Origin of the sequence: Niallia sp. FSL R7-0648 (genome assembly GCF_038007005.1) — a bacterium.
Classification (GTDB): domain Bacteria; phylum Bacillota; class Bacilli; order Bacillales; family Cytobacillaceae; genus Niallia; species Niallia circulans.
This window is the reverse complement of record NZ_JBBOWE010000001.1, coordinates 2,124,694-2,149,463: the sequence shown is the minus strand read 5'-3', so window position 1 is coordinate 2,149,463 and position 24,770 is coordinate 2,124,694. Positions and strand designations below refer to the sequence as shown.

22 protein-coding genes are annotated in these 24,770 nt (G+C 33.7%); 20 read left to right on the top strand and 2 right to left on the bottom strand.

Features of this window, described 5'->3' with window-relative positions:
* Positions 1–14 precede the first annotated feature (14 nt).
* Positions 15–1,211 (top strand): tryptophan synthase subunit beta, encoded by a 1,197-nt coding sequence (trpB, locus tag NSQ89_RS10250; RefSeq protein ID WP_095257224.1) that lies wholly within the window; start codon positions 15–17, stop codon positions 1,209–1,211.
* A 4-nt stretch (positions 1,212–1,215) separates the two neighbouring features.
* Complete coding sequence (gene trpA / locus NSQ89_RS10245; RefSeq protein WP_047940592.1) at positions 1,216–2,007, top strand: tryptophan synthase subunit alpha; 792 nt, start codon at positions 1,216–1,218, stop codon at positions 2,005–2,007.
* 476 nt (positions 2,008–2,483) lie between these two features.
* Here trpA and NSQ89_RS10240 read toward each other — a convergent pair whose 3' ends face one another.
* Positions 2,484–3,407 carry a LysR family transcriptional regulator gene (locus tag NSQ89_RS10240; protein WP_047940593.1) on the bottom strand — a complete coding sequence of 308 codons (924 nt, stop codon included), beginning with the start codon at positions 3,405–3,407 and terminating at the stop codon, positions 2,484–2,486.
* Between the two features lie 461 nt (positions 3,408–3,868).
* Here NSQ89_RS10240 and NSQ89_RS10235 point away from each other — a divergent pair, with 461 nt between their 5' ends.
* The 14 genes from NSQ89_RS10235 (at position 3,869) to NSQ89_RS10170 (ending at position 18,847) form a co-directional block, all read left to right on the top strand.
* On the top strand, positions 3,869–5,581 hold the full coding sequence (locus NSQ89_RS10235) for an ABC transporter ATP-binding protein (protein WP_095257227.1): 1,713 nt from the start codon (positions 3,869–3,871) through the stop codon (positions 5,579–5,581).
* Positions 5,582–5,769: 188 nt separating this feature from the next.
* Positions 5,770–6,744, top strand: coding sequence for a DMT family transporter (locus tag NSQ89_RS10230; protein WP_341132583.1), 975 nt, complete (start codon positions 5,770–5,772; stop codon positions 6,742–6,744).
* 378 nt (positions 6,745–7,122) lie between these two features.
* Positions 7,123–7,899: a Cof-type HAD-IIB family hydrolase gene (locus tag NSQ89_RS10225; RefSeq protein WP_095320905.1), complete on the top strand. Its 777-nt coding sequence runs from the start codon at positions 7,123–7,125 to the stop codon at positions 7,897–7,899.
* A gap of 379 nt (positions 7,900–8,278) precedes the next feature.
* Complete coding sequence (gene proB, locus NSQ89_RS10220; RefSeq protein WP_341132582.1) at positions 8,279–9,376, top strand: glutamate 5-kinase; 1,098 nt, start codon at positions 8,279–8,281, stop codon at positions 9,374–9,376.
* Positions 9,377–9,392: 16 nt separating this feature from the next.
* On the top strand, positions 9,393–10,640 hold the full coding sequence (locus tag NSQ89_RS10215; RefSeq protein ID WP_251687357.1) for a glutamate-5-semialdehyde dehydrogenase: 1,248 nt from the start codon (positions 9,393–9,395) through the stop codon (positions 10,638–10,640).
* A gap of 54 nt (positions 10,641–10,694) precedes the next feature.
* Positions 10,695–11,594 (top strand): AEC family transporter, encoded by a 900-nt coding sequence (locus NSQ89_RS10210; protein WP_341132581.1) that lies wholly within the window; start codon positions 10,695–10,697, stop codon positions 11,592–11,594.
* Between the two features lie 358 nt (positions 11,595–11,952).
* Positions 11,953–12,285, top strand: coding sequence for a PadR family transcriptional regulator (locus NSQ89_RS10205; RefSeq protein WP_047940599.1), 333 nt, complete (start codon positions 11,953–11,955; stop codon positions 12,283–12,285).
* On the top strand, positions 12,282–12,926 hold the full coding sequence (locus NSQ89_RS10200; protein ID WP_047940600.1) for a hypothetical protein: 645 nt from the start codon (positions 12,282–12,284) through the stop codon (positions 12,924–12,926). Before NSQ89_RS10205 ends, NSQ89_RS10200 begins: the two co-directional genes overlap by 4 nt.
* Before the next feature lie 98 nt (positions 12,927–13,024).
* Positions 13,025–14,506, top strand: coding sequence for a DUF4153 domain-containing protein (locus NSQ89_RS10195; protein WP_341132580.1), 1,482 nt, complete (start codon positions 13,025–13,027; stop codon positions 14,504–14,506).
* Positions 14,507–14,578: 72 nt separating this feature from the next.
* Entirely contained in the window at positions 14,579–15,193 is a 615-nt protein-coding gene (locus NSQ89_RS10190) for a sigma factor (protein ID WP_144579968.1), read from the top strand.
* 26 nt (positions 15,194–15,219) lie between these two features.
* The gene (clpP, locus tag NSQ89_RS10185; protein WP_047940603.1) at positions 15,220–15,801 is read left to right on the top strand and encodes an ATP-dependent Clp endopeptidase proteolytic subunit ClpP; all 582 of its coding nucleotides are present in this window, start codon (positions 15,220–15,222) and stop codon (positions 15,799–15,801) included.
* Positions 15,802–16,189: 388 nt separating this feature from the next.
* Positions 16,190–16,606 (top strand): NAD(+)--rifampin ADP-ribosyltransferase, encoded by a 417-nt coding sequence (gene arr, locus NSQ89_RS10180; protein ID WP_047940604.1) that lies wholly within the window; start codon positions 16,190–16,192, stop codon positions 16,604–16,606.
* Positions 16,607–16,702: 96 nt separating this feature from the next.
* Positions 16,703–17,893: a class I SAM-dependent rRNA methyltransferase gene (locus tag NSQ89_RS10175; RefSeq protein ID WP_047940605.1), complete on the top strand. Its 1,191-nt coding sequence runs from the start codon at positions 16,703–16,705 to the stop codon at positions 17,891–17,893.
* Positions 17,894–18,067: 174 nt separating this feature from the next.
* Positions 18,068–18,847 carry an HAD family hydrolase gene (locus NSQ89_RS10170; protein ID WP_047940606.1) on the top strand — a complete coding sequence of 260 codons (780 nt, stop codon included), beginning with the start codon at positions 18,068–18,070 and terminating at the stop codon, positions 18,845–18,847.
* Between the two features lie 75 nt (positions 18,848–18,922).
* Here the strand turns inward: NSQ89_RS10170 and NSQ89_RS10165 are convergent, their stop codons facing one another.
* Positions 18,923–19,369 (bottom strand): Lrp/AsnC family transcriptional regulator, encoded by a 447-nt coding sequence (locus tag NSQ89_RS10165; RefSeq protein WP_047940607.1) that lies wholly within the window; start codon positions 19,367–19,369, stop codon positions 18,923–18,925.
* A 226-nt stretch (positions 19,370–19,595) separates the two neighbouring features.
* On the opposite strand from NSQ89_RS10165, the gene NSQ89_RS10160 reads away from it, so the two are divergent.
* The 4 genes from NSQ89_RS10160 (at position 19,596) to ppc (ending at position 24,582) form a co-directional block, all read left to right on the top strand.
* A complete protein-coding gene (locus NSQ89_RS10160; RefSeq protein ID WP_047940608.1) occupies positions 19,596–20,222 on the top strand; it encodes a YitT family protein in 627 nt (208 codons plus the stop codon).
* Between the two features lie 221 nt (positions 20,223–20,443).
* Positions 20,444–20,824: a hypothetical protein gene (locus NSQ89_RS10155; RefSeq protein WP_047940609.1), complete on the top strand. Its 381-nt coding sequence runs from the start codon at positions 20,444–20,446 to the stop codon at positions 20,822–20,824.
* 241 nt (positions 20,825–21,065) lie between these two features.
* On the top strand, positions 21,066–21,365 hold the full coding sequence (locus NSQ89_RS10150; protein WP_061796239.1) for a heme biosynthesis protein HemY: 300 nt from the start codon (positions 21,066–21,068) through the stop codon (positions 21,363–21,365).
* A gap of 454 nt (positions 21,366–21,819) precedes the next feature.
* The gene (ppc, locus tag NSQ89_RS10145; protein WP_341132579.1) at positions 21,820–24,582 is read left to right on the top strand and encodes a phosphoenolpyruvate carboxylase; all 2,763 of its coding nucleotides are present in this window, start codon (positions 21,820–21,822) and stop codon (positions 24,580–24,582) included.
* Positions 24,583–24,770: the final 188 nt, after the last annotated feature.

Sequence of the window (24,770 nt, the reverse complement as noted above, 5' to 3'; positions counted from 1 at the left end):
AGAGGGAGCTTATTATGACAGAAACTTATGTTTATCCAGATCAAAGCGGCCATTTTGGAATGTATGGAGGAAGATATGTTCCGGAAACACTGATGCTGGCAGTAACAGAACTTGAAGCGGAATATAAAAAGGCACAAGAAGATCCCGCTTTTCATGAAGAATTAAATAATCTCTTAAAGGACTATGTAGGCAGAGAAACACCGCTATATTATGCAGAAAATCTTACAAAATATGCTGGCGGTGCAAAAATCTATTTGAAAAGAGAGGATCTAAATCATACTGGTGCTCATAAAATCAACAACTCTCTTGGGCAGGCGCTCCTTGCAAAAAGAATGGGCAAAAAGAAGGTTGTCGCAGAAACAGGAGCTGGCCAGCATGGAGTAGCAACAGCGACAGCATGTGCTCTATTAAACTTAGAATGTACGATTTTCATGGGAGAAGAGGACATTCGAAGACAGAAATTAAATGTCTTTCGAATGGAGTTGTTAGGCGCAAAGGTTGTTGGTGTTACATCTGGAAGTGCTACCTTAAAGGACGCATGTAATGAAGCTTTACGTTATTGGGTAACAAATGTGATAGATACTCATTATATTCTTGGATCTGTTATGGGACCACATCCATTTCCGATGATGGTACGTGACTTTCAAAGTGTTATTGGTAAAGAAGCGAAAAAACAATACATCGAAAAAATCGGCAGGCTACCTGAGGCGATTGTGGCATGTATCGGCGGCGGTAGTAATGCAATGGGAATCTTTTACCCATTTATTGAGGAGGAAAATGTTGCTTTATATGGAGTAGAGGCTTCAGGACATGGTCTTGATACAGATAAACATGCTGCGTCATTGTCGAAAGGAAAACCAGGTGTTTTGCATGGTTCTTATATGTACTTATTGCAAAACGAAGACGGTCAAATCCAAGAAGCACACTCTATTTCAGCTGGCTTAGATTATCCTGGGATTGGTCCTGAACATAGCTTCCTACATGATATCGGTCGTGCTATCTATGAATCTGTTACAGATGACGAAGCCTTCGAAGCACTTCAATTACTTTGTAAGGTTGAAGGGATTATCCCTGCTTTAGAAAGTGCACATGCCATCAGCTATGCAGTAAAACTGGCAGCGAAGATGAATAAAGAGGAAGGAATTATTGTTTGTTTATCTGGTAGAGGAGATAAGGATGTAAATACAGTTATGGAAAGAATGGGGGAGTAAGAGGATGATAACAATTGAAGCAGCCTTTAAAGCGGTACTTGATAAAGGGGATAAAGCGTTTGTTCCATATATCATGGCTGGAGATGGAGGACTGGAAACATTAAAGGAGAAAGTACTTTTCCTAGAAGAAGCAGGTGCAACAGCTATTGAACTTGGTATTCCATTTTCTGATCCAGTTGCGGATGGACCTATTATTCAAGCAGCAGGGATTCGTTCTCTTCAAGCGGGCACTACGCTTAAAGGTGTTTTAGAAACTATACAGTCATTTAGAGGGTTAACGAATATTCCGCTTGTTATCATGACTTATTTAAACCCTATTTTAGCCTATGGAGTAGAGAAATTTTTTCAGGATTGTGAAGAAGCAGCGATTAATGGATTAATCGTTCCTGATCTGCCTGTTGAAGAAGAAGTATTATTAGAAGAAGCAGCAGCAAAATATCGTGTGGAAATAATTCGATTAGTAACCTTAACAAGTCCCTTAGATCGTATCGAAAAAATTGCCAAAAAAGGAAATGGCTTTTTATATGCTGTAACTGTTACCGGAATAACGGGATCTCGCTCAAGCTTCCATGATCATTTAGGAGCCCATTTATTAAAGGTTAAGGAAGTTAGTCCTATCCCGGTTCTGGCTGGATTTGGAATTTCTTCTCCTGAACATGTTATGAGCATGATAGAATATTGTGATGGTGTCATTGTAGGAAGTAAAATTGTACAACTATTTTCAGAAAATAAATTAGAAGAAATAAAAGCGTTAATAGCTGCTAGTAAAAAAGGGAATACATTACCTGCTTTTTAAGGTTGGGACATATGTGTTTTATTTAGTGATAATAGTGAACAATATGAAAAAAAATTGCAAAATTCTTTATTTGTTTAGGATATAAAAGAAGGTTTTAGTGAGGGCTGCTGTTTATTTACCAGCAGCTTGAATACACTTCGTTTTCCGTTGGGCTAGCTGTTACCGTATCCAACAGGGAGTCTTGGTGTATTCAGGCTGCTCTATTTTTTTCCATTAAATAAATATTTTTTGGGATTTTTAATACTCTTTTGAGAAAAATTAGAAGAAAGTATTCTATATAAAACTCATAATTAGCTTTTAGCTTAACAAAGGGATTATATATTTTAATAGAATGGCTATTTCGCCTTGTTACAATTCTTTTTGAATAGTTGCTAAAAATATATAAGGTTCATTTCCGTATTTTTAAAAGTGCTCTTTACTTTTTGCATCTATCAATTTCGACAATCTTGTTTGCGAATATAAAATCTGGAATTCAACTACATATTATTCCCCAAATTTATATTTTGATATAATCGTTTATTTTCTTTGGTCAGTGCCTTGATCAGCGGGGAAACTGCATGTTGTTTAAAAGAAAATTCCGGAATAATATAGGAAAAATATCTGGTGATTGGTCTATTTTTTATCCGTAATATTTTTAGACTCCCCATGAAAATTTCTTTTTGAATAGCATATTTAGAGAGAATAGAAATGCCTAAATCAGCTTCGATTGATTCTTTAATAATCTGTATGCTCCCAAATGACCGAATCACCGGCGGGGAGAATGCCTGATCATGAAAAAACTGATTAATAATCTGCCTCGTTCCGGAATCCTCTTCTCTTAAAATCCAAGTTTCCTCATATAAATCGCTTAATTCCACAAATGTTTCATTTGCAAATCGATGATTTTTACTGACGATGATTACTAATTCATCTTCTTTAAAAGGTGTAATGGAGAGGTGAGGGTGTGTTTTTAAAGGACTATCAATGATGCCTAAATCAATTTCTCCACGTAATAGTTGATCAACAATACGGTTGGAATTTCTAATACTTATCATTGGTTTCTCTTGATTTTTGTTGATTCTTACATTTTTAGCCATTATTTTTGGCAGTAAATACTCTCCAAATGTAAAGCTTGAACCGATGGTGAGAGGACGGCTCTTTTTTTCGGAAAGGTGTTCTATTAAATCATTTACTTCTTTGTACTCCGATAAAATTTTCTTAGCATGAAAATAAAAGAGTTCGCCTGCTTTAGTGAGTTTTACATACTTATTCGTTCTGTCTAGGAAGGTAACATTATATTTTTTTTCCAAGGCTTTAATAGAAAGTGTTACTGCTGATTGCGTAATATGTAGGCTTTCTGCGGCTCTCGTAAAATTCAGTTTTTCAGCAACGGTTACAAAGGTTAAGAGATGATAATCCAAAAAAACACGCTCCTTTATAGAACATAGAATACATGATACATTAAGATACCATTTTTCAAGATTAGCTAATATTTAAAGGCAGTTCTTCTTTCTATCTATTATACTAAAAACTACTAAAGAAAAAAGAGTAATTAATGGAATAATCTAAAAATAAAGAATATTAACTAAATTAATTTTTTCCTTTTTTTAAAATAAAAATATGCAATCAGTCGTTACTCCTATTTTCCTATTCTTCTTTAATTATTTCGAAATGATAAATATTTTTCTTGTAGAAAAAGTAAATTGCTAATATAATCAATAATGATTCTCATTACGCTCGAATCTGGTAAAAGATTACATTGTTTACTATGGAAAAATCGAAGTAAAGGAAGAATAGTATCTTGCAACAATAAAAAAAGGGGAGAAAAACTAGTTATTTGGTAAAACGGTAATTAAAACGATAGGAGTGAAGGAGAAAGATTATGATAACACGCTTTTTTACATATTATAAGCCACATAAAAAATTATTTACGCTCGACTTCTCCAGTGCAATAGTGGTTGCTTTATTAGAGCTGGCATTTCCACTTGCCGTTTCTTGGTATATTGATGAACTTCTTCCAGAAGGAAATTGGAGTAGTATTTTATCTGTAGGTGTGGGTTTGCTGCTATTATATGGTATAAGTACCTTTCTTCAATACATTGTTAACTTTTGGGGACATAAATTAGGGATTAATATTGAAACAGATATGAGAGGTCAATTATTTACTCATGTGCAAAGACAATCCTTTTCTTTTTTTGATAATACGAAAACGGGACATATTATGAGTCGGATTACCAATGATTTATTTGATATTGGAGAACTGGCCCATCATGGACCAGAGGATTTATTTATTGCCATTATGACATTTGTCGGAGCATTTTGGATTATGCTTACGATTAATATTAAACTAGCACTTATCGTTATTTTTATTGTACCAATTCTTGTTTGGTTAATTACATACTGTAACCGAAGCATGAACAAAGCTTGGGGACAAATGTATGGAGATATTGCAGATGTCAATGCAAGAGTGGAAGATAGTGTATCTGGTGTGCGTGTTGTACAATCATTTACAAATGAAGAATTTGAGATTTCACGATTTACAGTGAATAACCGAAGATTCCGTAAAGCCAAAATCGGTGCATATAAAGTAATGTCGATTACTTCTTCTTCGGTTTATATGTTAATGCGATTTTTCACATTAGTCGTGCTAGTATTTGGTGCATGGTTAACTTTTAATAATCAGATGAAAATTGGCGAATTAGTATCTTTTATCCTTTTTGTAAATATACTGCAAAAACCGATTGATAAGATTAGTGCGATTTTGGAACTCTATCCGAAAGGAATGGCAGGATTTAAACGGTTCTTGGAGTTGTTAGATACTGAACCAAAAATCCAAGATCGGGAAGATGCAATTGAAGTAGAATCATTAAAAGGAAATATCCATTTAAATGATGTATCCTTTAGTTATGATAAAAATCCTGTCTTGAAAAATATCAATCTTTCCATTGCTGCTGGTGAAACAATTGCTTTTGTGGGTCCATCCGGAGCCGGAAAGACAACTATTTGTTCATTAATACCACGTTTTTATGATGTAAATAGTGGTAGTATTAAAATTGATGGTATCGATATTCGTGATATGACAATGAGTTCATTAAGATCACAAATTGGAATCGTACAGCAAGATGTCTTTTTATTTACAGGTACGCTGAAAGAAAATATAGCGTATGGAAATTTACATGCTACAGATGAAGAAATTTACGAGGCAGTAAGAAGAGCGCATTTGGAAGAGTTAGTGCTTAAATTACCAGATGGCTATGAAACCCAAATTGGGGAAAGAGGATTAAAGCTTTCTGGTGGTCAAAAACAAAGGATTGCCATCGCTCGGATGTTCTTAAAGAACCCGCCAATTTTAATATTGGATGAAGCAACTTCTGCCCTTGATACAGAAACAGAATTAATTATTCAAAATTCTTTAAATGAACTAGCTAAAAATCGAACTACATTAATTATTGCTCATCGGCTTGCAACTATTCGTAATGCTGATCGCATTGTAGTAGTTACTGAAAATGGGATAGAAGAAGAAGGAAAGCATGATGAATTATTAGAGCGTAATGGTATTTTTGCTAACCTTCATCGCGTTCAATATCAACGATAATCGTATGGTCTGTACATTTAAAGGTACAGACCTTTTTTTATGATTTAGTCACAACAAGAAGCATCCACAATTAAATAACACAAAAAACATAGTTTAGAAGGAAATGAAAAAATTATTGTTATTAATATCCAATATGCGATATATTGGATATAAGTTTTTTGATTAACAAAAATAAGGGAGGGTAACAATTGAGGCCAATCATTTTAGGGATATTTGCAGCTTTATTTTTTGCGTTTACTTTTGTAATAAATCAGTCTATGGAAATAGGAGGAGGAAGCTGGATTTGGAGTGCTTCTCTGCGTTATTTTTTTATGGTCCCGTTATTGCTCCTAATAGTTGGATGGAGAAGGAATTTAACAGCAGTATGGAAAGAATTAAGAAGGAATCCAGTTACTTGGATCCTTTGGAGTACAGTAGGATTTGGCTTGTTTTATGGAGGTATTTGTTTGGCAGGGGCATATGGACCTGGTTGGCTGGTAGCAGGAACATGGCAGCTGACTATTATATCTGGAACATTGCTTGCTCCCTTTTTTTATGAGCAAAAAATGGATAAAAACGGCAGTATTCAAAATATGAGAAGGAAAATTCCTTTTAAGAGCTTAACCTTTTCTATGTTAATTGTCTTAGGTATTATCATTATGCAGCTTGAATTTGCCGTATCCATTTCCTTGAAGAATGCATTATTTTGCCTTATTCCAATTCTTATTGCATCCTTTGCCTACCCACTAGGTAACCGGAAGATGATGGAGGTGTGTGATGGGAGATTAGATGTATTTCAAAGGGTATTAGGTATGACTGCAGCTAGTATTCCTTTTTGGGTTCTATTATCAGGTGTTGGCGCGTACACAGTAGGATTACCGAGTAAGCAGCAAGTGTTTCAGTCGGCCATAGTCGCCATATTTTCCGGGATAATTGCTACCATCTTATTTTTTGCCGCAACAGATTTAGTAAAAGACAATTTGATTAAATTAGGAGCGGTAGAGGCAACACAATCATTAGAAGTTTTATTTGCCTTAATAGGAGAAGTTCTATTTCTTTCTGCCCCCTTACCTAGTCATTTAAGTTTTTTTGGTATCTGTTTAGTTATGTTCGGAATGGTTTTACATAGTGTATATTCAAGTAAAAAAATACACATAAATAGAAGCATGGAAGCATCTTCATAAATGTTATGATCGTATGTTGAAGGAAAGGTAAAAATTTTGTTAAAATCCTAATGATTTTATGAAGTTTTGTTAGACTTATCGGAATTTTTTACTTTTTTATCCCCATTCGTTATACTATGTTAATGAGTAGGAAAGGTAAATTTAGAAGTTGATTATGTTAGTCAGAAGAAATGATTTGAATTTTGTTATTACGTTGATTGGCAAAAAATTTTAAGGATTATTGCAAACAGTTTATTTCGCATAGAATGAACAAGTTCTGTTTCAAAAATCTAAGTTATGGTAAAAAAAGATAAATATACAGCTTAAGAATGCGGAAATTCTGACAGTCGTGTTTTTTGGCTATCACTTCTAAAAATAATCATTAGGAGGAACAGCAAAATGACAAAGAGGTTAGAAGACAAAGAGATTAAATTAATCGCACTAGATATGGACGGTACTTTATTAGACGAAAAAGGAGAAATTCCAGAAGAAAATAAAAAAGCGATTAAAGAGGCTCATGAACAAGGACTGCATGTTGTATTAAGTACTGGTCGAACTATTGCAACATGTAGAGATCATGCAAAAAGTTTGTTATTAAACTCTTATCTAATAACAGTAAATGGTAGTGAAATATGGGATATGAATGGTAATTTAATCGAAAGAAATCTTGTTGATGCAAGCAATATCCAATGGATGTGGGAACTAGCACAACAGCATAAAGCGAAAATGTGGGCTGCTAGTTGTGAGAAAGTCTGGGTAGATGAAATGCCGGAAGACATCAATAAATCAGAATGGCTCAAATTTGGCTATCATATAGAAGATGATAAAGTTCGTGAACAAGTATTAACTAGCTTAAACGAGAAAAAATGCTTTGAAATCAGCAATTCTTCTCCAGTAAATATTGAGGTCAATGCGCTTGGTATAAATAAAGCAAAAGGACTTAAAAAAGTGTGTGAGCTTCTAGATATTACAATGGATCAAGTATTAGCGGCTGGAGACAGTTTAAATGATATTAGCATGATTAAAGAAGCAGGAATAGGCGTTGCCATGGGAAATGCACAAGATATAGTGAAACAGACAGCAGATGTTGTTACCTTGACGAATAATGATAATGGTGTCGCTTATGCTATCAGAAAATGGGCCTTAAAAAAAGAAATGGCTGGGATAAAAAAATAATCTCTTACTGATAAATAGAACAAAAAATTTTTGGCTATTCTTATAAATTTCAAAAAACGATTGAAACAATAGTGAAAACTGCTTATAATTAGAAAAAAGAAAATCGAACGAAGCGAAAGGATTAGTATGTGAGAACCTTTCATAAAAGAGAGTGAAGTTTATAAGCTGAAAGACTTCATAATGAAAGAACACAGAACCTGCCTTTCAAGTCCTGCTGCAGTAGGCGCATTTCTTGCGTTATCAGACAAAGTGGAATCAATTTGTATATTGGTTCAATTAAGGTGGTACCACGGAAAGCTCATTTTCGTCCTTTTATGAGGATGAAAATGAGCTTTTTTAATTGGGTGAATTCGGATTAACTTAGTACGGAGGAAATCAAATGGAGAAGAAAAGAATTGTTGTAAAAATCGGGAGCAGCTCTCTTACAGATACAAAAGGTGCAATCGATCAATCAAAGCTAAGTGACCATATCGCAAGCATTGCAAAATTAAGAGAATATGGTCATGAAGTACTTTTAGTATCTTCAGGAGCAGTGGCTGCGGGCTTTGGAAAACTCGGCTATCCTTCAAGACCGGTTACATTGAAAGGGAAACAGGCAGCAGCAGCAGTTGGTCAAAGCTTGCTAATTCAAAGCTATAATGAACAATTAAGTAAGTTTGGGATTGTTCCCGCTCAAGTATTACTAACAAGAAATGATTTTTCCAAACGTGATCGCTACCGAAATGCTTATTCTACATTAACGGAATTATTAGAAAGAAATATCTTACCAATTATAAATGAGAATGACACCGTATCTGTAGAAGAATTAACGTTTGGAGACAATGATATGTTGTCTGCCCTTGTTAGTGGACTTGTCCATGCCGATCAGTTAATGATTCTCACAGATATTAATGGCTTATATGACAAAAATCCAAAAGAAGATCCTTCAGCAAAACGGATTGATTATTTGCCTGAAATAACGGTGGAATGGAAGAATGCTGCTAAAGGATCTGGTTCAAAGATTGGAACTGGTGGCATGAAATCAAAGTTGATTGCTGCAGAAACAGCTAATTCCTTAGGAGTAAAGGTTTTTATTGGAAAAGACGAGGGAGAGAAGAAGCTCATCGATATTATAGAGGGGAAAGGAGACGGAACCTATATTGGTTCAGATGCTTTATCATCTATTAACAATAATCGACAATGGATATCCCTCCATTCTACCGTTGAAGGCAGTCTCTATGTGGATGAAGGGGCAGAAATGGCCTTGCTAAATAAAGGTGGGAGCTTGCTGCCAGCTGGTATTTATAAAGTCGAAGGGCTCTTTGAAAAAGGAAATGTTGTCGAAGTCTATGGTGAAAAAGGAGTTATCGGAAAAGGGGAAGTACTCTATTCTTCAGAAGAGCTAAAAGCTATTATTACACAAAGAGCAGAAGAAAAAACAATGATAAAACATCCAAAAATCGAAGTTATTCATCGTGATAAATGGGTGAAATTATAAAAAGGAGAGATGGAAAATGGGCGAAGTATATCAAAAAGGTAAATTAGCAAAGAATGCAAGTTATCAATTATTAAATAAGACAACAGAACAGAAAAATGCAGCTTTATCCCTTATTAGCAAGCAATTAATAGAGGACCAAGATTTAATTATAAAAGCTAATAAAATAGATCTTGAAAACGGGAAAGAAAATGATCTATCTCTTTCTGTTTTAGATCGAATTATGCTGGATGAAAAACGGATTAATAATATGGCCTTAGCACTAAAAGAGTTAATTAAACTAAATGATCCAGTCGGTGTTGTGGTAGAAAAAATTGAAAAAGAAAATGGCTTAAAAATTATTAAGAAAACTGTGCCAATTGGCGTAATGGGAATGATTTATGAGGCGAGACCAAATGTAACGATTGATGCAGCAAGTCTTGCTCTGAAAACAGGGAATAGTATTGTCTTAAGAGGAAGTTCATCTGCTAAGCAATCAAATCTGGCTCTTGTTGATACAATCCATCGTGCACTGGAGAAATCCGCAATTCCAAAAGAAGCCGTCCAGCTAATTGAAGATACAAGCAGAGAAACAGCGAAAGAACTATTTCATTTAAAAGAATTTTTAGATGTACTAATCCCTCGTGGCGGCAAAGGGTTAATTGATACGGTAGTAAAAGAAGCAACCGTTCCAGTTATTGAAACAGGTGCAGGCAATTGCCATTTATTTATTGATGAAACCGCAGAGTTGAAAATGGCACTTACGATTAGTTTGAACGGTAAAATACAGCGTCCATCTGTATGCAATGCCTTAGAGACTATTTTAATCGAAACCAAATGGTTTGCTCAATATGGATTAGCTCTTTTAGAAGCACTACATCAAAATGGTGTGGAGATTTATGGAGATGACACTGTCTGCACTACTTTTTCTTTTGCAAAAAAAGCGACAGAAGAAGATTGGTATACGGAATACTCTGCTTTGAAAGTAAGTATAAAAATAGTAGATGGAGTTACAGAAGCAATTAACCATATTAATACTTATGGTACTAAGCATTCAGAAGCGATTATTACTGAAAATATTGAAAATGCAGAAACTTTTTTATCTGGAGTAGATGCTGCAGCAGTCTATCATAATGCGAGTACAAGATTTACAGATGGATTTGAATTTGGGTATGGGGCGGAGATTGGAATCAGTACGCAAAAACTGCATGCTAGAGGTCCAATGGGATTAAATGCCTTAACATCCTTTAAATATTTTATTTATGGAGAAGGTCAAGTTAGAAATTAATTGCTGGCAGTTACACCAGGGTATGTCATAGTTCACGAAGATTGGATGATGTTATTGGAATATTTAAGTATTTTATTACCTATTTTTTTTATTTTTTCCGTTGGTTTCATTGGACAAAAGATGCTTCATATTGATATAAAATCTGTTTCGGCTGTATCTGTCTATTTGATGACGCCATTGTTGTCTTTTAGTGTTTTTTATGAAACAACTTTTACAATGGACTATTTGTATATGACACTGTACGCATTAACGTTAGTATTAAGTATTATCGCGATTGTTTACATTATTGGATTTATTAGAGGTTATTCGGTAAGAAAGACATGCGGAATGATACTATCCTCGGCATTTATGAACAACGGTAATTATGGCACTCCGCTCGTTTTATTTGTTTTCGGAGAGCCAGGCTTGCACTATGCAGTTATCTTAATGGTTATTCAGCAATTAATTATGGTTACGATTGGTGTTTATTATGCAGCAAAAGGCTCTGTTGATGATGGAAATGGGAAAGATACTTTAAAAAAAGTATTAAAAGTACCAGTTATGTATGGGGCAATTCTAGGAGCAGTCTTGCATTCTCTTCATCTACCGATTGGAGCAACGATGCTTGAGGCAATTAAGCTAGTTGGTAATGCGGCCATTCCAACCGTCATGCTTGTTTTAGGAATACAACTTGCTAATGTCCGAATAAAAAATATTTCATATCGCCCTCTATCTATTTCATTGTTACTTAAACTTATAGTTTCGCCAGTTATTGCATGGCTGCTGACGCTTATTTTGCCAGTAGATGAAATATTAAAGCAAATAATGATTCTGCTTGCCGGAATGCCAGCAGCAGCAAACACAACCCTTTATGCTGTCCAATATGGAACAGAACCTGATTTTGTATCAAGTGCAACCTTTTTTAGCACATTAGCTAGTTTAATAACATTGCCTGTTATTTTATCTCTAATATAATCATTCTTGTAAAATTGGCAGGGGATATTTTCCTGTTAAAGATCAGAGGTGGGTTATAAGTACTCCATTCTAAATTAGACCCGAAAATTATGCGAGTATCCTAAATAATGGATACTCGCATAATTATTCGGGTTTTTTTATTCAGTATTTAGGGAATAGCGTTTTGAAAAAAGAAATCGAAGGAAGCGAACCAATTCTTTCGCTAAACAATAATCAGTGGCTAAATTAAGATTCCTAGTCTTTAAAGGCATAGACGGAGGAAAAAATTAGATTGGAGAGTCCTATTTTATATTGCATTATAGCGATAGGAACGATACAATACTTACAAAGTACATTTTAATTCTAGGTAGGTGAAAATATGTTCAATAGAGAGCTAGTAAAAGGAAGTACATCTTTAATACTTCTACAGCTGTTAGCAGAAAAAGAAATGTATGGATATGAACTTGTCAAAGAAATGGAAAAAAGAAGTGATTATTCTTTGCAAGTAAAAGAAGGGACTTTATATCCTGCTCTGCATAAATTAGAAAAACAGGAATATGTAGAATCTTTCTGGAAAGAATCAGAAAAAGGACCAGCAAGGAAATATTACCGAATTACCGATTCTGGTCAGCAAATATTGGAGCAAAAAACAACAGAATGGAAAAACTTTGTGCAAACGATTGATAAAGTGATTGGGAGAAAAGGAATATGATTTCTTCAAAAGAATCCTACATGAAACAGCTGCGGGATTTACTCCAAGATCATGAGCAATCAGAAGAAATATGCATGGAGTATGAGCTACATCTAGTAGACATGTTGGAAGATATTGCTTTCGAAAAACAATGTTCAGAAGAAGAAGCGTTAATTTTGGCAATCCAAAGATTAGGAACACCACTAGAGATTGCCGCCATGTATCAAGAAGAGTTAAACATGACTGCGAAAAAAACGCAATGGAATTTCTTTTTTGCTAATTTGTTTTTCTTTGTCGGCGGAATTAGTTTGACGGTCATTTATCATCGCTTATCCAATCCAACAATCAGTAAATTATGGTCACTCTTAACCAGTATTCCTTTTTTTCTTATTGTTCTTTACTTATTCTTTTGGCTTTTACTTGGATATGAAGTGGGCAAGGAATTTGGTCTTGGCGGAAAAAAACTTTTACTGAAGACATTTTGTATTTCTTTAGTTCCTAATCTATTACTTATGAGTTCCATTGTCTTTAAGATTATTCCGTTAACACTCTTTGATCCATTATTAACACCGGAATTTGTACTTATCTGTATTTCTTTTACGATAATGTTATATCCAATATGTTATCTCGCCTTTCGCTATGGAACAACAAGATCGGTATAAGTTGTTCTATTGTACACTACCTAGTATTACTGTGTAACGAAGTTCTATTTATTTTTTTGTTCAACTATATAGATTATCTATGTAAAGGAGGAAATAGCATGAACAAGAAAAATATTATTTATTTTATAGGCTGTTTTTTACTAGCAATTATTGCAGAAATAACGTTATTTACAGAGACAATTGGAATTTCGCTTAGTATTTTTGTTGTCGTTTTTTATGTTTATTATTTTTATTTAACGAGGAAACAAACGCATACACATCGTTTAATTGGTATATATTTATTTGTGTGCATATGGCTATTAACATTGTCTTTTGTTTTCATTGCTAATCCGTATTTTTATGCCTTAAATTTTATTGTTGTTTTTAGTTTAATCGGCTTTCATACAACGTTACTAACGAGTCCTTCTTTTCTTAGTTGGAGCAATAAAGATGTTTTCTTTTATTTAAAAAAGAAAGTATCTTCCTTTTTTAAATTAGGAAAATATTTAACCTTTCTTGTGCGGAAATCGGTAAAGAGACGTGCTGATGAAAGGAATTATGTCGCTATAAAAAGAATAGTATTAGGAATGGTTATTGTAACACCGATTTTAATGTTATTAATTTTCCTGCTTAGTTCCTCAGATCAGCATTTTAATAATATGATGGTAACCATAATCACCCGGCTTTTTTCATTTCATATAGATGGAATAAGTACATTGCTACGAATAGGTTTAATATTTATTTTTCTATTACTATTCATGAAGACAATTAGTAAAAGGTCGATTATTATTCCAAGCGAAAGAAAAGGAAAACAAGGAAGATGGGAGCAAGCAACTTTATTAACTATTTTACTTTTCATTAATGGGCTATATATATTTTATACCATCGTACAATTTCAATATTTTTTCAATGATGTATTAGTGAAAGGTTTTACATATGCTACCTATGCGAGAAGAGGATTCTTTGAACTTATTATCGTGACAGTGATTAACATATCAATTATTTTGTTAGTAAATAGCTTTGCTAAACAACGCACTCTTTTCTTAAAAATAATTTTATCCTTTTTAATTGCTTTTAGCTTTATCATTCTTTTGTCTGCTCATTTACGATTGTCTTTATATGAACAGGCGTATGGTTATACGTATTTACGATTATTTTCTCATTCTTTTATTTTACTATTGGCGGTGTTTTTCTCATTCACATTGATAAAAATTTGGATGGAGAAAATTCAACTTATGCGTTTTTTCTTATTGCTCTCCTTGTTATATTACTGTGGCCTGAATGTTATGGACATCGATCGTATAATCGTTAGCAAAAATTTGCAGCGGATTGAGGAAACAAATTTAATTGATTTTACCTATATAGATTCTCTATCTTATTCAGCTATTCCGGTTCTTGTAGATTATTACGAAAAAAATCCTGATATGAAGAGGGTAAAAGAATTATTGCTTGCAAAAAAGGAACGCCTTCAGCATACAGATCAAAAATGGCAGAGCTATAATATCGTGGAAGACCGTGCAAGAAAGTTGCTTAATACAATGGAGTTGGCTAAGAAAGTGCCTGAAAATCAAAAGGAGAAAAAATATCGATTAGAAGAATAATTTTTTTGACCCCGTATCTTTTTCGCTATCTGAAACGTTCTATATATAAACAGTCAAAGGAGGGATTTATCAATGAGGATGGAAATGCAAAATATAAAAATTCTGTATCAAAAACTCGATTCCTATTGTCGGTATCTTTCTTTAGATAAATGGGAACGAGAAGATTTAATTCAAGAAGCCCTTTTAAAAGCGATGGAAAATTATAAAGATAAAGATATTACGCCTGCTTTACTCAAAAAAATTGCTGATAATCAATTGATTGATAAAATAAGAAAAAAACAAGATATTATTGGTATCCAAGTAAAGGAACCAAAAGCAGAAGAAAAAAATTTAACCTCTCTGATGCTGGCAGAATTCCTAGCTGAAAAATTGACCTTTAAACAAGGGATAGTTTATCTGCTCGTAGAGGGGTTTCAATTTCGCTTAAAAGAAGTTGGAGAATTATTAAATATAACTGAAACTGCTGTGAAATCAGTATTGTTCCGAGCCAGGAATCAAGTGAAAAAAGAAACGATAATCGTTAAAAATCAGCATGATGAAGATAAGGAAAACATGCAAAGGCTGTACTATGAGGTACTAAAGAGAGAAGATCCCGCTATTTTAATTAATTCAATCTATAAAAACATCCTTTTAGCTAAAGAAGAAAAAAAATATTTGTCTCAACAGCCAATGCTTATGGCCGCATAATAATCGAATACAGGAGGTTTATAACAATGAGTACTATTCCTTATGTTATTGAACAATCAGCAAATGGAGAAAGGTCCTACGACATATATTCAAGACTTTTGAAGGATAGAATTATTATGCTTGGAGATGAAATCAATGACCAAGTTGCTAACAATATCGTGGCTCAGCTGCTATTTCTTGCAGCAGAAGATCCAGAGAAAGATATTTCTATATATATCAATAGTCCTGGCGGTTCCACCTCTGCTGGTTTTGCTATTTATGATACGATGCACTATATTAAGCCGGATGTTCGGACTATTTGTACAGGAATGGCTGGATCCTTTGGTGCGTTATTACTTCTTGCCGGTACGAAAGGCAAAAGATATGCCTTACCGAATAGCGAAATTATGATTCATCAACCATTAGGTGGAACGAGAGGGCAGGCAACTGAAATTGAAATATCTGCGAAACGAATATTAAAACTTAAAGAACATATTAATCGTATTATGGCCGAGAAAACGGGTCAATCTTTTGAGAAAATAGCAAATGATACAGAAAGGGATTATTTTATGAGTGCTGAAGAAGCAAAAGAATATGGCATTGTCGATGAGATAATTTGCGTGAAATAAAAAGAGGCTGAGCAAAAGTATTCTAACCAAATATAAAACCGAACGAATATACGACTATCCTATTAGCATCGCCGTATATTCGTTCGGTTTTTGACTTATTAAAGAAGTCTTGCAGGAGACGCGTGCAGACTTTTGTTTCGCTTTTTACGGAATAATTATGACGAAGCCTGCTATTTTATTGTGCTCTCCGGGCAGGATCTAGGATATTCTCGCAGTTCACTTAAGATAGTACCTAGTCCAGTCTAATCCCATTTAGTTAAATAATTATTTCTTTTTCTACTAATATTATACCATTACTAACACTACTATTTATAGACTAGTTTTTTAATAAATTCCCACTATACTAATATTGTTGTACAAAAATCAAAATAATTAAGGAGTGCATTGGATGGATACTAAAATAAATGCTTTAGACAATGGACCGTTTTTTCATGGTACGAAAGCAGAACTGAAAATTGGCGATTTATTAGAACCTAATCACTTATCAAATTACCAAGATAAAAAATCGAACCATATATATTTTACTGCAACATTAAATGCTGCTAAATGGGGTGCTGAGTTAGCGAGGTCTACTTCAAAAGAACGAATATACATTGTAGAACCATTAGGTGATTTTGAAAATGACCCGAACGTAACGGACAAGAGATTTCCAGGAAACCCAACCCGCTCGTATCGTTCTAAATCCCCCGTGAAAATTATAGCTGAGTTAGGCGCATGGGAAAGACATTCTGATGAAGAAATAAATCATATGCTTGAATCTTTAAAAAAGTTAAGTGAAGAAGGAAAAAATGTAATATACGATTAATCCAAATTACGATAGGAAAATTAGCGTCTAGCTTCATTTCATGTATAATAGAAAGGGCATATGAAAATATTAGGTCGGAAAGTTAAAGGTGGCAAAATGGAAATCGTAACAGTACAAATTGAAACACCATTTGAGAAAAATTTACTAAATGGAAATCCCTTAATTTATAAAGAAGCTATAAATGCTAATACTTCTCTTGAGGAAGGGCAAATAATTGACGTTATAACAAAGAAAAACAAATTTATTGGCAGAGGATATTATGCTATTCAAAATAAAGGAATTGGCTGGATTTTAACAAGAGAAAGGAACATTCCCATTGATGGTGCTTTTTTTGAAAAGCGGCTAAAAAAAGCGATTGATAAAAGAGCAGCCTATTTTAAGGATCATGAAACGACTGCTTTTCGAATTTTTAATGGGGAAGGCGATGGTATTGGAGGATTTTCTGTTGATCTCTACCAAAATTATCTGTTAATCCAATGGTACAGTATTGGCATTTATAAATATAAAAGCTGGATTATTGAATCGTTGCAGCGATTATTAGAAATAGACGGAATCTATGAGAAAAAAAGATTCGACGATAATGGAACATATATGGAAGACGATGATTTTGTGGTTGGGAAAAAAGCTGATTTCCCCATTACTATTTTAGAAAATGGGATTAAATACGCAGTAAACTTGAATGAAGGGGCTATGACAGGAATCTTTTTAGATCAAAAAGATGTTCGCAAAACAATTCGAGATCAATATGCAAAAGGGAGAAATGTTCTAAATACTTTTTCTTATACAGGGGCTTTTTCGGTCGCGGCAGCTGTCGGTGGTAGTTTATCGACTACTAGTGTTGATTTGGCAAATCGAAGCAAGCAGAAAACAACAGATAATTTTCTGTTAAATGATATTGACTTATCAAATCAAAAAATTATCGTAGAAGATGTTTTTCACTATTTTAAATACGCAGTAAAGAAACAACTTAGCTTTGATATGGTCATTCTAGATCCTCCTAGCTTCGCACGTTCAAAAAAGCATACTTTTCGCGCAGCAAAAGACTATACTAATTTACTTAAAGAAGCAATTGCCATAACCAAAAATGGCGGAATTATTGTCGCTTCCACCAATTGTGCAACCTTTGATATGAAGAAGTTTAAGGGATTTATTGATGCTGCCTTTCATCATCAGAAAGAAACATATCAAATAGTCGAACAATTTGGTTTACCTGCCGATTTTGCGAATATTAATGAGGTAACAGAAAGTAATTATTTAAAAGTTGTTTTTATAAAAAAACTAAAATAATATCTTAAAATATTATTTTTCAAAGAAGGATTTTGCTTCTAATAGCAAAGTTCTTTTTTTATGAAAAAGAAGGGTTTACGTGGTTTAAAAACACTTGTAATCTTATAAAGAAAGATTCCTTTTTCTTGGCTATGCTTTGAATAAAATATTTTTGTTTAAAAGGAGAAACGGAAAATGACAATTAAAGCAATTATTTTTGATTTGGATGATACACTACTATGGGATAAAAAAAGTGTACAAGAAGCTTTTTTTAAAACATGTAAATTGGCAGAAGAGAAATATACTATTTCGGCTGTACGCTTAGAAGAAGCTGTGCGGAAGGAAGCCAGAGCTTTATATGAAGGTTATGATACATATGAATTTACGAAAATGATTGGGATTAATCCCTTTGAAGGACTTTGGGGAGAGTTTCTTGAAGAACATGCTTCTTTTCCAAAAATGAGAGAGCTCATCCGGTTTTACCGGAAAGATGCATGGACCAAAGGATTACTAGCACTTGGAATTGATGATCCTGAATTTGGCGAAGAATTAGCGGAAGCTTTTCCAGAAAATAGAAAGAAATCTCCTTTCGTATATGAAGAAACATTTTCTGTCCTTAATCAATTAAAGGGGAAATACTCATTGTTATTATTAACGAATGGATCACCTCATTTGCAAAATACAAAGCTATCTATTACACCTGAAATTTCTCCTTATTTTGATCATATTGTAATTTCTGGCGATTTTGGCAGAGGAAAGCCTGATCCTTCTATATTTGAGCATGCTGTTTCTTTAATAGGTGTAGACAAATCAGAATGCATAATGGTGGGAGATAATTTAATGACAGATATTTTAGGAGCTAATCGGGCGGGAATTAAGTCCGTTTGGATTAATCGCGAAAAGGCTGAAAAGCAAGATGTACTGCCCACATATGAAATACATCAGCTTGAAGAATTATTCGCTATATTAGATTAAGCAAGAAGAAAAGTCTGGTCATCATAGGAGACATTTTGCCACTTATGACGACTAGACTTTTTCATTTTTTGTTCTTTATTGTGATTGTTCGTTAGGTAATATATGTCTAAAGGGAACAGGTGAAGCCAAGATGACTGAAGTATTAATAGTGCCATAGGGAATTAAGCGATCGACCAAATTTCTCATTCCGTCTATTCCAGAAACAGCTGCTTTAATAATATAACTGACAGTACCGGTTACACGGTGGCATTCAATAATGTCTGCTTCTGTTTTAATAAATTCCTCAAATGCATGTGGTTCTTCTTTTAGTTCACTGATTTGAATGTATAAAAGCGTTTCTCTCCCCAACTTTGCAGGTGAAATTCGGGCGCTGAATTCTAAAATTATACCCTTTTCTTGCAATCTTAATAATCTTTCCGAAACACTCGGGCGACTCAAAGCTAACTTTTTGGATAAATCACTAACCGTAATTCTGGCATCTTCTTGTAAAATTTTTAGTAGTTGTATGTCAACCTTATCCATTTTAATGAATACTCCTTTTTGCAAAATGAATGTAATGATGCATATATTTATGCGAAATAGAGGAAGTACAAGGTAATTACATTCATATTGGTATGTAAAAACACTTCGATATATTCTATCATTATATATGTAAGAATTCCACCCTAAAATCACAAATTTTTAGGATTTCACCGATAAATCCTCTTTTATCTTCTACTTATCATGATTACTATAGGAGTGTGTTGCATTGAGAAAAATAATAGTAATGATGTTTGGTTGTTTAATTACATCATTTGGTCTGTATTTATTAAAAGGGTCAGCAATTGTTACTGGAGGAACAGCTGGACTCGCATTAAGTATCTCTTATTTATTACCTATTTCATTTTCAATCTTATTTACTTTAATAAATATCCCGTTTTATATTTTGTCTTACTTTAAAATGGGGAAGAAATTTACGATTTCAACCATTTTAGCTGTATCGTTAGTTACATTATTTTCCTATTTGTTATCCATCATTCTACCGCCATTCGCTCTATATCCTCTACTAGGATCTATCATTGGGGGCTTTATTATTGGAATAGGAACTATTATTTTGTTTATGAATGGTTCGTCTTTAGGGGGAGCCCAAATTCTGTCTATTACACTTCAAAAACAATTTAATTGGAATATGGGAAAAACAAATTTTATTTTTGATACAATTGTTATTTTAATTGGCTTGTACAGTGTAGGACTAATTAGAGGCTTATACAGTATTGTATCAGTATTTATAATTTCCTTTATGATGAGTACCTTCAAGGAAAAAATAGCTAATAGAAATACGAGTAAAACTAATATCGAAAAAGTTACATCTGTGGTTGAAACACAATCTGTTTAACCATAGGAACCCCTATACTCCACTCCATAATATTGAGGGGTGGAGTATAGGGGTTTTGTTTTAAATCCTAAAGGTGGAGTTAGTGGAATATAACTTACTTTTTAATAAAAAGGATATTCTTTACCCTCAATATTATTATAAGGAAAAATAATTGACAGTGATAATCATTTTCATTTAAAATGAAAACAAATAACGAAAAGATTAGGAAGGTGTAAGATATAATGAAAAATGATTTCATTGTTTTAGCTCCATTTCAATATATGATCGAATGTACCTGTCCTAGACCTGAACATACTTTCATTCTTGATTTACATAAAGGAGATATAATTACCGTTACTGAAGAAAAAAAATACGTTGATTCGCTTGGCTGGCTTTTACTTGTTATGGTAAATGACTATAGTTTCTTCATGTTCATAGATGAAATAGAAGAATTTATTGCGAATAAAAAGATCACTTCCTTAATGGATATGGAATTAAGAATGAATTATTTAGAATATAAAGTAAATGAATCGTTAGATGGCTTAAATAAAGAGCAGTTTGAGCTTTTTGCCAAGGAGCTTAATACTTTAAAATCCCTTCAAAATGAGCTTGCTCTGACTTGATTATATTGAATTTTAAGAGTAATCCATTTAGATATATTGGATTGCTTTTTTGTTTTTATAAACAGAAGGGAGACAATCTAGGGAATCTTTATAAAAGAGCAAAGGAGCTCTGCATAATAGAAACAGAAGAAAATGAATTAATTTGCTCATACAGTCTTGATTATTTGCAAACGTCCTTCCGGAAGATTACAATGGGATAGTATTATGAAGAAGGCAAATGTTTGCTTAGGAGGATTATTAGATGAAAGTCAAAATAAACAGACACGCTGTTAAAGTGCTTAATCAAATGTTAGAAAAAGCTGAAGAAGGAGAAATGATTCGGGTATACATAACAGAGAATCATGGAAACCATGCACATTACGATTTAAAATTGGACAAGAAGACGGAACATGATGAAGTGGTGCAGTCTGACAAAGATATTCCCATTTTATTAGATACGAGAGATGCAGATTTCTTGGATGGTGTATGGATTCAATATTTCCATGTTCCACAGCCAGGATTCACTATTTATAATCCATCAAAAGAACAACATCATCATTAAAAAACAGGAAGTGGAAACACTTCCTGTTTTTTTAATATTTGCTTTTGTCCTCATTCTAAATGAGACATTTCCATACTGACTGTTATATGTTATAATTAACTCCTAAATGAAACCTGTTCTGTATTTAATCCGTCACTTTTAAGCGTAACAGAGCATTTGAGTTTACATATTTAGTTTTTTAGGTTATATACATTAATGACATAAATGATGAGAATCACGAAAAAATAATATTTAGGTCTCATGTATTCCCATAAGTCCAAAAAAATTTACAAAAAAATCCAATAGATGCTTATTGTTGTATGATTAATATAAAAAATAGATGATTCCTTAAAGATCTATCTTATCTATCTATTAATTATCGATTTTTGTTAATGAATTTTTAAAAGAATAATGATAGGATTAATGGTAATAAAGTATTTATGTTAAAAAATTTAGATTAAGGGATGGTAATCTAATGACAACAACGATAAAAGGAAATGAGAGCAGTTTACCTTTACGAAAAGATGTCAAACACCTTGGAAATATTCTTGGTGAGGTACTTATCCACCATGGTGGCCAAGAATTATTAGACAAGGTAGAAATAATTCGTAAATTAGCAAAAGAACTGCGGGAAACAAATAATGAACATACATATAACCAATTAAAGTTCGAAATGGAAAGACTAGATAAGCCAGTTCGCAGACAAGTTATTCGAGCGTTTTCGAAATATTTTCATTTGGTGAATGTTGCTGAGTTAAATCATCGTATTCGTCGTAGAAGAGAATACCAACTAAGTCAAGAAAAAGGTGTACAGCCATATTCCATTGATCGTGCAATCATGGCATTTAAACAAAAGAATTTATCTGAAGAGACCATTCAAGAAGTGTTAAATACTCTTTCGTTAGAACTTATTATTACAGCGCATCCAACAGAATCAACAAAACGTACGATTTTAGAATCGCAAAAGAGAATTGCTAATATCTTAAAACAACTTGATAACCCAATGTTGACGAAGAAAGAGAGACAGCATTTAAATGATAATCTATTTGAAGAGATAACGATCATGTGGCAGACAGATGAATTACGGCAGGAACGTCCTACCGTAATGGATGAAGTTAGAAATGGTCTTTATTATTTTGAGCAAACATTATTTGATGTATTGCCAGAAATCCATCAAGAGGTTCAGGATGCTCTGGATGAAAACTATCCTAATTTCGAATGGAAAGTACCTAATTTCTTATGGTTTGGTTCTTGGATTGGTGGAGACAGAGATGGTAACCCAAATGTAACACCTGACGTTACATGGCAAACACTGCATAAGCAAAATGAATTAGTCATCCAAAAATACATTCATGCAGTAGATGAATTGATGAAGAGATTCAGTCATTCTACTAATCGTGTTAAGGTTAGTTCAAAGCTTATTCAGACGATTATGGAGGAAGAACAGCTATATCTTACACCAGAAAAGAAATGGCCAGTTGAAAAAGAAGTTTATCGCCGGAAATTTTCAATTATTTTAGAAAGATTAAAAGAATATGGCAAATCTGAAAAAGGTTATGTGAAGGCAGGAGAGTTACTTGATGATTTATATTTAATTCAAGAAAGCTTTGCCTTGCACCAACCGAAAGCTCATCAGCAAAAAGATTTACAAAAACTAATTCGACAAGTGCAATTGTTTGGTTTTCATTTAGCCACATTGGATATTCGTAATCATAGTGGTGAGCATGAGGCAGCTATAGACGAGATTCTGCGTAAAGTCGGCATAACAGATGATTATAAAAATTTACCAGAAAATGAAAAATTAGGAATTCTTGAATCTGTTTTGAATGATCCTCGTCCTATTCTGTTATTAAACGAAGATTATTCAAATGAAACACAGGAAATGATTAGCACCTTTAACATGATTAGAGAAGCACATAAGAAGTTTGGAGAACGAGCAATTAATGTTTATTTAATCAGTATGACACAGTCGCCAAGTGATATTCTTGAAGTACTTGTATTAGCAAAAGAAGCTGGAATTTATCGACTGCATGCGGATGGAACAGTAGAAAGTCACTTAAATGTAGCACCATTATTAGAGACAATTGATGATTTAATCGCCGGTCCTGAAATCATTGAAACATTATTCCGTATGCCGGTTTATCGTGAACATTTAAGACAACATAATGATCAGCAGGAAATCATGCTAGGATATTCTGATGGTAGTAAAGACGGTGGCACATTAACAGCAAACTGGAAATTATTTAAAGCTCAGCGTGAAATTCACGAAATGGCTAGTAACTATCAAATCGGCTTGAAATTTTTCCATGGTCGTGGCGGTTCACTTGGTCGCGGCGGTGGTCCGTTGAATAAGAGTATCCTATCTCAACCAGGTGAAACATTAGGGGATGGCGTGAAAATCACGGAACAAGGGGAAGTATTATCCTCGCGCTATTTATTAGAAGATATTGCTTTTAGAAGCTTAGAGCAAGCAACTTCTACGTTGCTTATGGCAATTGCTCATATTTCTAAGGATATTAGCGAACATAAAGAGGAGAGAAATCTTTGGGAAGATTGCATGGAAGAAATATCTGCTATTGCGCTTGCAAAATATCAATCATTGGTTTTTAATGATCCTGATTTTATGACTTATTTTAAAGAAGCAACGCCTTTAAATGAAATCGGAAATTTAAAAATTGGTTCACGGCCAATGAGCAGAAAAAATACGACAACTTTTGAAAATCTTCGTGCCATCCCATGGGTTTTTGCATGGACTCAAAGTAGACAGCTGCTTCCTGCTTGGTATGCTGCTGGTACTGGATTAACTGAGTTTGCTCAGCAAAAATCAGGTAATATTGAAATTTTAAAACAAATGTACGCAAAATGGCCATTCTTCCACTCGACGATTGATAATTTACAAATGGCATTAATGAAGGCAGATTTAACAACAGCAAGAGAATATTCTTCCCTTGTGGAAAATGAAGCCATTGGTAATCGTATTTATCAAAATATTAAAGAAGAGTATGATAAGACAAGAGCTATTTTATTAGAAATCACTGGTATAGAAGAATTACTTGATCACACACCTTCTATTCAAGAGTCTGTTTATAGAAGAAATCCATATGTAGATCCATTGAATTTCTTCCAAGTTGATTTAATTAAACAGCTTCGTGACCAAGAAGTTCCTGATAAGGAATTACTGAACCAAGTTCTTTTAACCATTAATGGCATCGCTGCTGGTTTACGTAATACAGGTTGAGTTAGGATAGCCTAAAAAAAGATGAGTCTAATTTTCAGACTGTAGACAAACTCCTTGAATTTTGAGGTTTTGCCTATGGTCTTTTTTTGTGATCTCTTCTAATAGGGTGTTGATTTCCGCTACTGGGGTTCGCTTTCTTTGGGACGAGCGCCGGGCCGCTTCGTATCATACGCTCCTGCAGTGTCTCG